The sequence below is a fragment of the Oxalicibacterium sp. genome (assembly GCF_035565035.1).
Classification (GTDB): Bacteria; Pseudomonadota; Gammaproteobacteria; order Burkholderiales; family Burkholderiaceae_D; genus Oxalicibacterium.
On the sequence record NZ_DATMTD010000090.1, the window covers coordinates 1 to 13,597 of the forward strand.

The following is a 13,597-nucleotide window of genomic DNA, read 5'->3' on the forward strand; positions in this document are numbered from 1 at the left end:
AGTTGTGGCGCGGTGAGCGGCGCGGTCGCGGCAGGAGCCGGTTGATTGGTCAGTGCGCCCGGAACGCCACCGACAGCGGTGCCGCCATTGCTCGACTCGCTGGTTTGCTGGCTGCGAACGGTGGCGCTGTTCGGTACCTGGTTCGGTTTGTAGATTTCCGCAGCCTGTTCGCTGGTCGAGAAGTCGACATCAGCCGTGGCTTCGGCACGTACATTGTTCGGGCCAACGATCGGGCTGATGATCGATTCGATGCGTTTGACAATGTTCTGCTGCAGTTCCTGCACGTATTTCAGTTGCGACGGATCGAGTGTATTGGTGCCCGCCGGCTTGCTGTTTTCGGATAGCAGGTTGCCGGCCTGATCGACGATGGTCACGTTCTTCGGTGACAGTTCGGGCACGCTGCTGGCCACCAGATGAACGATGGCGCTGACTTGCTGCTGATCGAGGATGCGGCCGGAATGCAGATTCAGCAGGACCGACGCAGTCGGCTTCTGCTGGTCGCGTACGAAAACCGACGATTTAGGAATAGCCAGATGCACGCGCGCGGCCTGAACGGCTGCGATCGACTGGATCGAACGTGCCAGTTCGCCTTCCAGCGCGCGCTGGAAATTGACCTGTTCGAGGAATTGCGAGATGCCGAGCTTCTGGTTCTCCATCAGCTCGAAACCGACGTTGCCGCCTTTCGGCAAGCCTTCCGCAGCCAGTTTCAGGCGAACTTCATGCACCTTGTCGGCAGGTACCAGGATCGCACCACCGCCTTCGGCAAACTTGTACGGGATATTGGCCGCCTGCAGCGAGGAGACGATGGCACCGCCATCACGATCCGAGAAATTGGAGAAGAGCACGCGATATTCGGGCTTCTGGCTCCAGAGAACCAGGCCAATCATCACGGAAATGACCGCCGCAGCGCCCGCCATCAACAGGAAGCGACGCCCATTCTGCGATTTCGCCATATCGAGAAAAGCATTCGATCCGCTAGGACGCGTTCCTTCGCCGCCGATGTCCGGCGTCAGGTTGCCTTCACCTGCAACGACTACTGCCATGATTGAACTCCTGTTCGGCTGCCGTCAACTGTGCGTGGATTCTTCATAGATAAGCTCGCTATTAAACTTTTTTCCGTAGCATGGATTGTCAGGGCTACGGAAAATTTCAATCGCTGGAAAAGAGCAGGGTTTTCATGGCTTATCAGGCCGTTTCGATCGGCAGCGCGTGATAACTTGGCGGGGTAGTCGGTTACCTGTGTGGTAGCCGTGCCGGACGGGCCGGGCGATTGATTATAGCCCTGTGCCTGCAACCAGATGGGGAAAAACGATGAAGGTCAACGGGATCGATTCAAACGCGATCGAAGCGATGGTGGCACAGCTCAAGGCTGCCGCCGCGCGTGCGCAAAAGCCGACCGAGGCATTGGGCAATACGGGGCCGGTGGAACAACCTGCTTCGAAAGTGGATTTTTCACAGGCGCTCAAGGCCTCACTGGACAATGTGGCAAGTGCGCAGAACAGCGCTGATCAAATGGGACAGAAGTTCACGATGGGTGATGACAGCGTCAACCTGTCGGATGTGATGATTTCGATGCAGAAGGCAAGCATCTCGTTTCAGGCAACCGTGCAGGTACGTAACAAACTGGTATCGGCCTACCAGGACATGATGAACATGCAGGTGTAGTCGTACGGCGGCAACTTCGGGATTCCCTTCAGTGGAATCCTGCGGCCATCAGCTCTGCACTGACGGTCTTCCGGGGTCAGCCCAAGCCGGTCGCTTTCGCGTTCCGGTCTCTTTCCAGTTTTGTAATGTATTTTTGTACCGCGGCTAACGTGCCGTTTGACGGATCGACAAATGCACATCCCAGACGATTGATGCCTTTGCCATTGGTGAGCGTAAGTTCCAGAAGATTGCGGATTTGGAGCGCCACGGTGACAGAGCCGCCCGGTAAATCGATGCGGCAATTGTCATAAATGCGACCGAAGGTCGAATCGAGCAGCTTCTTTTCGTCCGTCATCGAGATGCCGCCGCCGCTGATATTGTGCAGCGTGGTGACCACCGATAACTGTTGACCGTCTTCCGTGCGGAACGGAACGGTACATAGCACCGGCGAAGTGAGCGGTGTCGGCACGCGATAGAATTCGCGACGCTGGATGCGAATGGCAAATTCCGGCAACGGGACGACAAAAGCGGGGAGATTTTCGTAGATGCAGCTTTCGGGTTGCGTCGACGAAAACAGGATGCGGATATTGTCGAGCACGGTTTCAAACGACACTTTTTCGCTTTCCAGCACGCGCTGGTTCATCGTCGCCGTCGGCGCGCAATCAAGCAGCATGGTATCGTTTGTGTCGTCGATGTCGAGAATTGATGTGACAATCGTGTCAGCGCCTTGATTGATGACCATTCTGACCAACTGGTTGCGGTCGCTGATGGCGCGCATTAACGCAATGACTTCCCGTCGGGAGCTCACCCGGAACTGGCTCAGGTCTGTTTCTTCGTAGTTACTTGCAAGAGTCATCTTATTTCTTCAACAAGGGCATCAGGCGTCCAGCCTTCAACCCGTCATCATACATTGCTGCCATGCTGTTGGGCAGCCTCGACGCGATATAACCACGCCAGAAGTTCAGCGACCGCGCGATAGAGCGCGGGCGGGATGTGATCGTCCAGCTCGACCTGCATCAACAGCGAGACAAGTTCCTTCGATTCATGAATGGCGACGCCATGCTCCTTCGCGCGTTCGATGATCTGCTCTGCCACCATCCCGCGTCCTTTTGCGACAATGCGCGGAGCCGAATCGTCGCTGTTGTAGGTAATCGCAACGGCGCTGGGTGGCGGAACCGGTTTGTCCGTTGAGTCGCTCATGACGCAGTATCGTCCGTTTGTTGGCCGGCATTTTCACGATCGTGCTTGACCAGCAGCGAATCCAGCTTTGATCCGGCGGCATCCAGCGCATCGGCCAGGAGACTGCCATAAGTGCGCAATGCGGTTGCCGACTCTTCGTCGACAGTGCGGACGTTGACTTGAACATGTTCGCCTGTCAGCCTGACGGTGGCAGAAACAGTGCCCAGTGTCGGCAGAGAAAACCGCACGGTACTTTGCCAGGATTGTTCCGGCGATGACGTTTCATCACCGTGGTTCTGCTTCGGTGTCTCGTCGGAAATTTCCCATTCCATCGGTTGTCCGGGGAAAAGTTCACCCTGCCAGAGGATACGTTTTTGTTCAAGCGTGTCGAGCTGCAGACTGATGAGTTTGACGCCTTCGTTGCCGGTGATTTCCTGCATCTTGCCGGTAGAGTCGCGCAGACTCTGGTCGATGGATGACGTCGCCTGCTTGAGGACACTCAAGGTTTCCGCCGGCAATGCCGGGCGCTGTTCTGCCGTCGTGCCGCCGTTCACCCAGTCACGCACGTTGGCGACCAGTTTGCCGAGATCGTTCATGCGCGAGCCGGTTTGGGTTTCATTTTTTGGATCACTGCCATCCGGTAATGTGGTGGTGCCAGTCAACAATGTCTCGGTGCGTTTGGCTGCAGGTTCGTTTTGCAAATCGGTAAACGGCCGTGTGCCGTTGGCCCACTGCGCAACATGCGATTCGTAAAATAATCCGCTGAACGACAGCGCGCTCTGCAACGCGTGCGCGATCTGCGTCGCCGGTACATCCGGGCCGGCGGCGATTGGTGTCTTGCCGGTTAGTGCGGTGGGCGGCAGGCCATCCTTTTGTGCAAGTTGCAGCAGATTTCCGATCAGGCGTCCGGCATTGCTTAATGATGCGGAAGCGCCGGACCCGCCGTCGGCTTTTCCCAGCAAAAAGGTAGGGCGGGGCTGTGTCGCCAGCAAGGTCAGATCGATGACGTCGCCGGTCTTTGTGCCGGGCGGCAGCTTGACGTTGGCGAGCGCGTCGTCGACTTTGATCAGGTAGGAGCCGTTGGTCAGGCGGGACAGCACCTGCGCCTGGAATTCCTTGCCAAGCGTGAGTTGATTGAGCCGATCAAATGCTTCCTGCCGAGCATCTCCCGACGCAGTGGTCGGGAGCAGTGCTTCGATCAGGATCAGGGGTCGGGCACCCGCGATGTCGGCCCGTTGCAGCATTTTTTACTTATCTCGGCGCGCCATAAGTGTGGCTCAGCTTGCGTTCAGTACCGACGCTGCTCATCAGGCTGGAGAGATTCTCCATCCATGGTTGCGTGATATTGCGAATCTCGCGATCGTCGGACAGGATCTTTTGAATGATCTGTACCTTGCGTTCGCGGACCGTACCGGTTAATGGAACTGGCGGTTCGCCGGCCTTGAGTGTTGCCACATGGCTTGCACAGTGAGCTTCCAGGGCGATCAATTCTTCCCAATCGCCATTGCGTGCTGCTGCCAGCATCTTGTCGGTAATGCCGGCGACTGTTTCGTACAGAGAGATGACTTCCTGACTATCCATCATTGATCACGCTTTCACTAATGTAGAGATATTCGGGGCGAGCGGATCGTACGCGTTTCGGGTAACCGGAACAGCTGGTTCCTCGAACGTTTCGGCCTGATCATCAATTGCGCACCAGGCGCCTTTCAGATCAGCCAGTAACTTCGTTACTTCTTCCAGAATGGCCGGATCGTTTTTGAGATTGGCCATCAGTAGCTGTTTGCTCATGTATTCGTACAGCGAATCCAGGTTGTCTGCGATTTCGCCACCGGCGTTCTTGTCTAGGCTGGCACGCAATCCGCCATCGATGATGGCAATCGCTTTCGAAATCGATTTACCCTTGGCCGGGATATTGGCTTCCTGCATTTGCCGCTTCGCCGTCTGAAGCGCAATGATGGCGCCGTCGAACAGCATGACGATCAGGTGATGGGGACTGGCAGCGACGACGCCGGTCTCCATTCCCACTTGTGCGTAGGCGTTGGCACCATTTTTTAAGGACCCAAACATGATCTTTTCGCCTTATCTTTTATATGGATTGAGATGAAAGATTGGCCAGGCTTGCCAACTGTTGCGACAGATAGTTGCTGGTCGTATTCATACTCGCAACAAGCGCATCCAACGCAGTGAATTGCGCGCGGTAGTTTGCTTCGACTGCAGCCAATCTCACATTCAGTTTATCCGCCTGATCGTCGATATCACCGATCGAGCGATTGATGCCATCGGTACGACCGCCGATCAATCCATCGGAACCCAGATAGCCATCCAGCAGCTTATCCAAACGATCTGCATATCCCTGCGAAAAATCAACACTGCCACGGTTGCCAAGGGAACCGCCTGTGATTTCCAGCTTCAGACCGTCCGCATTCGTTCCCTTTGCAGCGGTCAACATTTGACCGGAGCCGGTCGCCGCTTGACCACCAATGGTTCCGGCGACGTCCACGCCAACCGTCCCTGTGGTGACAGCTCCGAATAACGTCGCCGCAGAAGTTCCTGTGCCGTCGGTAATCGTTATATTGGATGCCGAGCCGTAGCGGTCGGAAACCACATTCAGATGACCGTCTGCGTCCACACTTGTACTTACCGATACATTCGCGCTGGATAATTTTGACGAACCGTTGATGGCAGATTGCACCATCGCCGCAAGCTGTTTGGCATTGTAGGAACCGGCGGTCAAGGCAACCTTGGCTTCGACACCATCAATCTTGACGCTGATTTCAGTATTGGCGGCAATCACCGTGTTACCGGCATTCAGATCGACATCGCCTTTCAATGTTGCCTGTGTCGCCAGTTGCGTGATGTTGATCGCATACGTACCAGCCTTGGTTTGCGGACCGGATGTATTGAAATTGATGAGACTGTCGGTTGGTTTGCCTACCGTTGCGAACAATGCACCGATATCGTCGAAGTTGTTCGCCAATGCTTTTGTCAACTTGGTCGAATCGACGGCAAGTGAACCATCTTTTTGAAAGGCAACGCCGATGGAAGAGAGGGAGATGCTGCTGTTGCTCAATCCTTCCAGTGACGTGGTCAGTGTCTTGCGAATCGAATCCTGAATGGTGCGTGTTGTGGCGTCACCTACCAATGGGCCGCCCGTTCCCTTCTGGCCTTTCACCTTGGAAGGTGTATAGGCTGTCATGGCTTTCAATGCCGTGTTGAGATCGTTATATGCCTTGACAAACGCATTGATATTAGCCTGGACAGCACTCGTGTCCTTCGTGATCGAAAGCGAGGTTTCTCCTACCTTCGACAAGTTCAGGGTAACGCCCTGAATGGCTTCCTCTACGGCATTGGTCGGACTGGTAATGGCAATGTCGTTCACAGTGAGTTTCGCATCTTGCGCTGCACTGGTTTGCGACATGTTTTGCGTACTGGTCGGGTCGTAACCCAAGAGATTTTGCAAGGCAGGATCACCATCGACGGTAATCTTCATGCTCGATTGCTGCCCGGTTTCATTGGAGGTGATCACCAGCCTGTCTGGCGTGGCGCTACCGTCGGAAACCAATGTGGCGGTTACCCCCATCTTAGCTGCGTTGATTGCGTCGCGAATACCCTGCAGTGAATTATTGGAACTGTCGATCGTGATCGTTCCCGATTCCTGATCCGCATTCTGGTTGAATGTCGCGCCGGTGTATTTGCCGTTTGCAAGTGTGCCGCCGCTGATCGTGCCGAATTGAAATGAAATGGTCGTGCTCTGGCCGCTGCCGATAGGCGCGGTGCGACCTGTCTGTCCGGCAGATGTGAGAATCTGTGCTTGCGACAACTGGGTAACATTGACCCGATAATTGCCGCCTACTGCCTTGTCGCTTGTTGTTGCGGTGAAAAAATCGTCATCGCCGATATTGGTTTTCAACCCCTGAAAGGCAGAAGCTTGCCCCAACTTGGACATCGCTGTCTGGAAGGTGCTCAATACCCCTGACAGATTGCCGTATGCAGACAACTGCGCCTGATAGCTCGCTTCCTTTTGTTGAAGGCTGATCAGCGGTTGCGACTCGGCCGTCATCAATTTGGTAAGGAGGTCGTCCAAAGGCAAGCCCGAGCCGGCGCCTAGCGTGGAAGAAACAGATCCTGTGGCCACTTTTTTCTCCTGCAGAAAGCATTAATGTAACGAACCGGCAGCCATGCCAAAGCGTCATTAAGATGGGGAATTCCCCATCTCCTTTTGTCTATCAGGCTTCTTGGTTAATCAACTTACCGGCTGCGCGATCCAATGCCTTGGCGATTTCCAGTGCCTCCACGGATGGCATTTGGCGAATGATATCGCCGGTCTGCTGATCAACGACTTTGACAACCGTGCGATCCGTATCGTCGTCAACGGTAAATTCGAGATTTGATGATGAACTCTGCAACGCCTTGTTGATGCTTTGCAAAGCCTGACTGAGTTGTGCGGGGTCCGGTTGCTGTACCGCAGCCGGCGTCATGACAGGGGAAGGAGATTGCACAGGCCGTGCAGCGCTGCCGGTTGCCGCAACCGTAACGGGTTGGCTGTCTACCCGGGGGGCTGGCTTAGCGCCGTTGCCGATTTGTCCTATATCCATGATGTACTCCTTTTATGACAATTCCCCGACTGCCGAAAATGCAGTCGGGGAACCGTTTTCATGCTGCAGCTAGCGATTAGCCACGGAGCAGAGCGAGCACGCCGTTAGGCAGCGAGTTCGCTTGTGCCAGCATTGCCGTACCGGCTTGTTGCAGGATCTGGCCGCGGGTCATGTTGGCCGTTTCTGCTGCAAAGTCAGCATCCTGAATACGGCTGCGGGATGCGGTCAAGTTTTCCGACGTGGTGCTCAGATTGGCGACAACGGCGGTGAAGCGGTTTTGAATCGCACCCAGCGTTGCACGTGTACCACTGACTTGGGTCAATGCTGCATCGACAGCTGCCAAAGCTTTGTTGGCGCCGGCAATTGTCGAGATATCCATCGTGGATACTTGCAGATCGACTTTGCCTGCAGCAAAGCCAGCTAATGCGGGAAGCTTCAGGCTGGTCGCCAAGGCACCAGATGCATCGATCGTACCGCCAAGCTTGGTCGACAACGTGATACCAGCTTTGAAAGTTTGCGATGCCGTTGTTACGCCAGCGACAGGACCTGCTGCACTACCGAGGATGCTGAAATCAGCGCCATTGGCAGAGGAAAATGTAACGTTGGTGCCATCGGTCGTAGCCGAAACACCTGTTTGTACGGACGCATTATTTACTGCGGTAACGAAATCGGCAGCGGTTGCAGCTGCTCCAACGGCTACGGATGTCCCGTTAATCGTGACAGAACCAGCGCCAACTGGTGCCGTATATGCGCCTATCAGCGTATTGGTAGTTGCACGAGCAGCGGTCACGCCAGTGGCTCCGGATTGAAGATTGATTGCGTTGATTACGCTATTTGCGTCAGTAGTTGCGGTTACATCGATTGTCTTGCCATTAATAACAAGCGCACCTGCAGCGCCTGCATAAGCTGCAGGAAGCAGCGCTGCGCCCGAACCTGTCGTTGCGCTTTGGCTAGTCAGGGTCGTCGCACCGAGTTGCGAAGCACGGGAGTCGCCAATCGAAACATTAATCGTTTCACCAGCGTTTGCACCGATTTGATATTGCTGATTCGTGTAGGTGCCATCCAGGATTTTCAGGCCGTTGAACGAGGTGGTGTCGCCGATACGGGAAATTTCGCTGACCAGTTGGCTAACTTCTTGTTGCAGGGCTGCGCGATCCGACGAGCTGTTCGTCGCGTTGGCGGACTGAACGGCCAATTCGCGGATACGTTGCAGCGAATCACCGACTTGACCCAGCGCGCCTTCAGCGGTTTGCGCCAGCGATATACCGTCGTTTGCGTTTGCTGCAGCGCGTGTCAGACCGTTGATCTGGCTGGTCATGCGTTGCGAAATTGCCAAACCTGCTGCGTCATCTTTTGCGCTGTTGATGCGCAGGCCGGACGACAAACGTTGCAGCGAGGTTGCGAGGGAAGATTGCGACATCGTCAGATTGCGTTGTGCATTCAGCGACGAGATGTTGGTATTAATGACTGCTGCCATGGTAATTCTCCTGTTGTAGTCCGATGGAAGTCTGACTGAAGCTCTGTCAACGTCTGTTTGTCTTTAAGTGCAAGGCATTACAGCGTCGTTGAAAGTTTTATCGGACGAATCCGGGAAAAGTTTAGCGTCGTACAGAAACTAATTTCTTTCCCGGCGCCGCCCAATCAGCAGCCAGATAAGTCCTTTGACGGTTGCTTCACGGAAAATCTTTAAGGAATTTAGAGCGGATTTGAAATAAATAAAAACGCGTTTGGCCCTTAATTTTTCTGAATTCCTGTCGAGTAAGGAAGTTGTTTATTTGCTCATTTCGGCTGGAAACAGGGGGGCAAAATACAACAGAAAAATATGTCAGAGAAAACGGTAGGAGGGGAACGGCACTTGCATTTCAGCTTGCAATTGCATTGGCGGGACCGTTCGATATGCGTGATGCGGTCACAGACCTCTATATAAACAGGCATTTGACACGTGCCAAATGCCTGCAATGCAGAATTGTCTTGCCAAAGAATTAATTGGCTGCAATCACGCGATTCTTGCCTGCCTTCTTGGCCGCGTACAAAGCAGAATCGGCACGTTTGATCAGCGATTGCTGCTCTTCCTGTTCATTGCGCAATGCGACACCAGCACTGAACGTCATTAGCAGGCGCGTGTGGTTGTGCATGAAAATCTGTTTGGTCAGTTCGCGTTGAACGCGCGTAATGGTCTGAATAGCCGATTCCAGATCGGTGTCCGGCAGGACGATCAGGAATTCCTCGCCGCCGAAGCGGGCGATGACGTCCATCGTACGCAGCGTTTCCTTGATGACGCGTACCAGATGGATCAGTGCTTCGTCGCCTGCAGAATGTCCGTACTTGTCGTTGATCTTCTTGAAGTCATCAAGATCGAGCATGGCAATACAAAGCGGCGTGCCCTTGCGGTCGGCACGAGCCATTTCGCGCTCGAAGACGTCTTCCAGACCGCGGCGATTCAGGCTGCCGGTCAACTGGTCTTCGCGTACCAGCTCGCTCATCTGTTCGAGCTTGGCTTCCAGGTTGTGGATGCGTGCTTCGGCGTCTTCGACGTCCTTGCGCGCGGCAAGAATCGCATCGCGTGAACGCAGCGCTTCGGATTGCGCGATGCGCGTTTCCTTCATGACTTCATTCAGGATTTTATTGAGCTTGCCGGTATCGGATGTTTCGACCAGCTGTCGCGAATAGTCGTCGATCTTCTTGTGATAATTGTCCGTCGTGTCGGCGATTTCACCGAGGCGGTCGATAAACGTGGCGATCATGTTTTTTACCGAGTCTTTTGCTTCTGTCAGGCTGTGCTTCAGGGTACTTTGCTTGTAGATGACTTCCTTCAGGCTGCGCAGGACTTCTCGCAGCGCAATGTCGTCGATCGGACCTGCGATCAGATTCTGTACCGCTTCAATTTGTCCATGCATCCAGGAGTCGTCGTCGAGCAATCCGCCGATGTTTTCCAGCAGCAGCCGGAAAAGACGCAACAGCAGTTCGTGCTGCTCGGCCATGTCGCCGCTTTTCAGTTCGATCTTGAAGCAGAGTTGTTTGAGACGAACGGAAGCGTCGTTGAGCGCCTGTTCGGATTGAGCGTCCTTGATCGAACGGCCAAGCGATTCGGCTTCTTCCGCAAGTGCAGGTACACCTTGCAGCAGGGAAGCGACCGCTAGCGTCAATGTGCGGGTCAGCAGATCGCGCAGCATTTTCGGTTGCGGATCGTCGATCAATCCTGTGCCGCTTGAAAGCGAAACATTGTTGGTATTGCGTGCCAGTTGCGCCTGGTAGTGATTGACCAGTTGCGTCAGGCCTTTGCCGTAATCGGGCCAGTAAGGTGTGGCCGCAGCTTGCTGCAGCGCCTTGCCGATGACGGCGACGGCATCTGGAAGGGAGAGCAGGGTGGCGGCAAATTCGCCAAGAATCTGTTCGGGCGTCGGTTCGGGTGCGTAGCCTGCGATTTCGTCGTAAGCCTTGTGATAGGCATCCGGCGTTGGTGCGATTTTACGGCTGGCTAACTGACGAAAGGCTTCCCTTGCAATGTCTGCGGGATTTTGTATTGATTTGTCTGGCATGACGGCGCACACGCTTTATTGTTGAGCAGCCGAAAGCCGGCTATCTCGCAATAATATGCCAGACAGGTAAAGCGTGATGATGCGATCAGCGAGGCAAATGGTTGCCAGTTTGTCGTTTGGACAAGGCAGCCGCGAGTTATCTAGTCGACCAAATGATTTTTGATCGCGTAATGCGTCAATTCCGCGTTGTGGCGAAGTTTCATTTTTTGCAACAGGCGCGAGCGGTACATGCTGATTGTTTTGACTGATAGCACCAGTTCGGCCGCAATGTCGCTGACGGTTTTGCCGGAGGCGATCATTGTCAGCGTCTGGTACTCGCGGTCCGACAGGGTTTCGTGCAGCGGAATTTCGTGATCGTCACTGATCTGGTTGGCCAGTTCCTGCGCGAGGGCGGCACTGATGTATTTGCGGCCTGATGCGACCTGGCGAATTGCGTTGACCAGTTCGGCCGGCGCACTCTGCTTGTTCAGATAGCCGGAAGCGCCAGCTTTGAGTGAGCGAATCGCATATTGATCTTCGCGGTGCATGGAAAGCATCAATACGGCGATTTTTGGCGTTTCCTTCTTGACCTGTTTGAGTACTTCGATGCCACTGCGATCGGGCATGGAAATATCCAGCAGGAGCACATGGCTCGTGCCTTCGCGCGACAATCGGATTGCCTCGTTGCCGTTTTCGGCATGGCCGGCAACCACAATATCCTTGGTGTCGGCCAGAATCTGTTTCAAACCTTCCCGGACGATCGCGTGATCGTCGGCTATCAGGACTTTTATTACGTTCTTGGTTGTCATGTTCTGCTTTGTGGAATCTGTTTCGCAGACGACCGGTCTCCATGAATGAGACAAATTTTGGTTCTGCGCGGTTCCATGTGACCAATTCGGTCAGTTATTTTGCAATATTGTTGATCAGGGAATCGATAATTCCGGTAAATCGGGCAACGGGACGTTGATAGCAACGATTGTGCCACCTTTTAATGAGGTGCTGACGGACAGACTTCCGCCCATTGCGATTGAGCGCTCGACCATGCCGCGTATGCCAAATGATTTCGGCTTGGCGCGATCGGCGGCCTTGATGCCGCGACCATTATCGACAATTTCAAGTCGAACGTAGCGATGTGTGTGGAGCAGTTGTACGTGCACCAGGCTGGCGTGCGCATGCTTGGCGATATTGGTCAGCGCTTCCTGGAAAATCCGGAAGAGGGCGGCTGCCTGATTCGGGTCCAGATCAATCTCTGTCTTGTTGGCAGAGAATTCGCAAGGGATGCCGCATTGCTTTTCGAATTCCTTGGCTTGCCAGTCGATGGCGGCAACAAGTCCGAAATCAAGTACGCCAGGACGCAGATCGCTGGCGATCCTGTGCACGGTTTCGATCGTTCGGTCTACCAGTTGTTCGACGTAGTCGGCTTTCTCGATCAATGAGGGATCCTTCGGCAAACGACGCGCCAGCAGCGTCAGTGCCATCTTGATGGCAGTCAGATTGCCGCCCAGATCGTCATGGATTTCCCGTGCGATGCGCGTACGTTCCTGTTCCTTTACCGTGTCAATATGGGCCGACAGTTCCGCGAGTTGCGCGCGCGAACGGATGATTTCTTCCTGTTCCAGCTTGCTGGCAGTGATGTTGGTCATGATGCCTTCCCACTGCACATCGTGTCCATCCAATGCGCGCGGAGTAGCGCGCAGATTGATCCATTTGATGTCGTTCCATTTCTCGATACGGATGCGTCCTTCCCAGTTCCATCCACTCATTTCCTTCGTGGACGCCGCCATCGACTCCATATAAGAAGGGCGGTCTTCCGGCAGGATCAATTCCATGAACAGCGACGGATTGTCATGCAGCTCGTCAGCCGTGACGCCGAGCAGGGCTTCACATCCTTCGCTGAGATAAGGAAAGGATGAGCGACCATTACCGTGAAGAAGAAATTGATAAACGAGTCCCGGTGTGTTGGATACCATCGCACCGAGGCGCGATTCGCTGGCGCGTAACGCCTTGTCTGATTTGTCGCGCGAACTGACGTCGTTACCTATCGCGATGATGACCGGACCTGTCGAGGTCTTCAGATAAAACAGTCGGAATTCGATAGGATAAGTTGAGCCATCCTTGCGTGCGTGCGTCAAATTGGCCTGAATCGCGGCCGGACTGCCGTGCCGCAAGCCGTCAAGAAGCTGCGCGTAGGCTTCCGGCGTGAGACCCCGCACAATCGACGCGGGCGACATGCTGCCTAATTCCTGCAGGTTGTATTGCAGATTGTCTGTCGCCGCTTGATTGGCGTATTCGAAGTGCAGCGTATCGCAATTGAAGACATAGATTTCGCTGAGCGATCCCTGCAGGATGATCGGTAGCCATTCGGCCTGAATTCCGTCGATGATGATTTCCTCTGGATGTTGATCGCCGCGATCAAGACGATGCCACGGCAAATGCGAATTTTCTTCGGACTGTAGCATAAGTATTTTTAACAAAAAACGCTCTGTTGCAGAGGTGCTTGCCTTAAATTTTCGTGGATCGAAATTGCGTCGATAACGGATCGCTTGAATAAAGTGCATCAATGGGCTTCCAAAATGTTTTATGCTCAGCTATAATTTCATCTTTCGCGGCTGTAGCTCAGCTGGATAGAGTACTTGGCTACGAACCAAGGGGTCGTGGGTT

General features: G+C 54.3%; 13 protein-coding genes. 1 reads left to right on the plus strand and 12 read right to left on the minus strand.

What is annotated here, in order from left to right; all coding sequences use genetic code 11:
* On the minus strand, window positions 1-1,043 hold a 1,043-nt coding region (gene fliF / locus VN114_RS08125), incomplete at its 3' end, for a flagellar basal-body MS-ring/collar protein FliF (RefSeq protein WP_414694209.1).
* Window positions 1,044-1,311: 268 nt separating this feature from the next.
* Here fliF and fliE point away from each other — a divergent pair.
* Window positions 1,312-1,665: a flagellar hook-basal body complex protein FliE gene (gene fliE, locus VN114_RS08130; RefSeq protein WP_325513769.1), complete on the plus strand. Its 354-nt coding sequence runs from the start codon at window positions 1,312-1,314 to the stop codon at window positions 1,663-1,665.
* Window positions 1,666-1,741: 76 nt separating this feature from the next.
* Here fliE and VN114_RS08135 read toward each other — a convergent pair whose 3' ends face one another.
* The 11 genes from VN114_RS08135 to VN114_RS08185 all read right to left on the minus strand — a co-directional run bounded on the left by VN114_RS08135 (window position 1,742) and on the right by VN114_RS08185 (window position 13,395).
* The gene (locus VN114_RS08135) at window positions 1,742-2,500 is read right to left on the minus strand and encodes a flagellar brake protein (protein WP_325513771.1); all 759 of its coding nucleotides are present in this window, start codon (window positions 2,498-2,500) and stop codon (window positions 1,742-1,744) included.
* A gap of 47 nt (window positions 2,501-2,547) precedes the next feature.
* Window positions 2,548-2,844 carry an EscU/YscU/HrcU family type III secretion system export apparatus switch protein gene (locus VN114_RS08140; protein ID WP_325513773.1) on the minus strand — a complete coding sequence of 99 codons (297 nt, stop codon included), beginning with the start codon at window positions 2,842-2,844 and terminating at the stop codon, window positions 2,548-2,550.
* Window positions 2,841-4,067 (minus strand): flagellar hook-length control protein FliK, encoded by a 1,227-nt coding sequence (locus VN114_RS08145; RefSeq protein ID WP_325513775.1) that lies wholly within the window; start codon window positions 4,065-4,067, stop codon window positions 2,841-2,843. Before VN114_RS08145 ends, VN114_RS08140 begins: the two co-directional genes overlap by 4 nt.
* A 7-nt stretch (window positions 4,068-4,074) precedes the next feature.
* Complete coding sequence (locus tag VN114_RS08150; RefSeq protein ID WP_414694210.1) at window positions 4,075-4,407, minus strand: flagellar protein FliT; 333 nt, start codon at window positions 4,405-4,407, stop codon at window positions 4,075-4,077.
* 3 nt (window positions 4,408-4,410) lie between these two features.
* On the minus strand, window positions 4,411-4,890 hold the full coding sequence (gene fliS, locus VN114_RS08155; RefSeq protein ID WP_325513777.1) for a flagellar export chaperone FliS: 480 nt from the start codon (window positions 4,888-4,890) through the stop codon (window positions 4,411-4,413).
* Window positions 4,891-4,909: 19 nt separating this feature from the next.
* Window positions 4,910-6,958: a flagellar filament capping protein FliD gene (fliD, locus tag VN114_RS08160; RefSeq protein WP_325513779.1), complete on the minus strand. Its 2,049-nt coding sequence runs from the start codon at window positions 6,956-6,958 to the stop codon at window positions 4,910-4,912.
* Between the two features lie 91 nt (window positions 6,959-7,049).
* Window positions 7,050-7,418 carry a flagellar protein FlaG gene (locus VN114_RS08165; protein WP_325513781.1) on the minus strand — a complete coding sequence of 123 codons (369 nt, stop codon included), beginning with the start codon at window positions 7,416-7,418 and terminating at the stop codon, window positions 7,050-7,052.
* 76 nt (window positions 7,419-7,494) lie between these two features.
* A complete protein-coding gene (locus tag VN114_RS08170) occupies window positions 7,495-8,895 on the minus strand; it encodes a flagellin (RefSeq protein WP_325513782.1) in 1,401 nt (466 codons plus the stop codon).
* Window positions 8,896-9,400: 505 nt separating this feature from the next.
* Window positions 9,401-10,957 (minus strand): diguanylate cyclase, encoded by a 1,557-nt coding sequence (locus VN114_RS08175; protein WP_325513784.1) that lies wholly within the window; start codon window positions 10,955-10,957, stop codon window positions 9,401-9,403.
* 140 nt (window positions 10,958-11,097) lie between these two features.
* Window positions 11,098-11,745: a response regulator transcription factor gene (locus VN114_RS08180; RefSeq protein WP_325513786.1), complete on the minus strand. Its 648-nt coding sequence runs from the start codon at window positions 11,743-11,745 to the stop codon at window positions 11,098-11,100.
* Between the two features lie 114 nt (window positions 11,746-11,859).
* Entirely contained in the window at window positions 11,860-13,395 is a 1,536-nt protein-coding gene (locus VN114_RS08185) for a PAS domain-containing sensor histidine kinase (protein WP_325513787.1), read from the minus strand.
* Between the last annotated feature and the right edge of the window lie 202 nt (window positions 13,396-13,597).

Excerpts from the sequence above, each read along its gene's own strand:
- fliE (WP_325513769.1), top strand. The coding sequence starts at position 1,312 with ATGAAGGTCAACGGGATCGATTCAAACGCGATCGAAGCGATGGTGGCA.
- VN114_RS08135 (WP_325513771.1), bottom strand. The coding sequence starts at position 2,500 with ATGACTCTTGCAAGTAACTACGAAGAAACAGACCTGAGCCAGTTCCGG.
- VN114_RS08140 (WP_325513773.1), bottom strand. The coding sequence starts at position 2,844 with ATGAGCGACTCAACGGACAAACCGGTTCCGCCACCCAGCGCCGTTGCG.
- VN114_RS08145 (WP_325513775.1), bottom strand. The coding sequence starts at position 4,067 with ATGCTGCAACGGGCCGACATCGCGGGTGCCCGACCCCTGATCCTGATC.
- VN114_RS08150 (WP_414694210.1), bottom strand. The coding sequence starts at position 4,407 with ATGATGGATAGTCAGGAAGTCATCTCTCTGTACGAAACAGTCGCCGGC.
- fliS (WP_325513777.1), bottom strand. The coding sequence starts at position 4,890 with ATGTTTGGGTCCTTAAAAAATGGTGCCAACGCCTACGCACAAGTGGGA.
- VN114_RS08165 (WP_325513781.1), bottom strand. The coding sequence starts at position 7,418 with ATGGATATAGGACAAATCGGCAACGGCGCTAAGCCAGCCCCCCGGGTA.
- VN114_RS08170 (WP_325513782.1), bottom strand. The coding sequence starts at position 8,895 with ATGGCAGCAGTCATTAATACCAACATCTCGTCGCTGAATGCACAACGC.
- VN114_RS08175 (WP_325513784.1), bottom strand. The coding sequence starts at position 10,957 with ATGCCAGACAAATCAATACAAAATCCCGCAGACATTGCAAGGGAAGCC.
- VN114_RS08180 (WP_325513786.1), bottom strand. The coding sequence starts at position 11,745 with ATGACAACCAAGAACGTAATAAAAGTCCTGATAGCCGACGATCACGCG.
- VN114_RS08185 (WP_325513787.1), bottom strand. The coding sequence starts at position 13,395 with ATGCTACAGTCCGAAGAAAATTCGCATTTGCCGTGGCATCGTCTTGAT.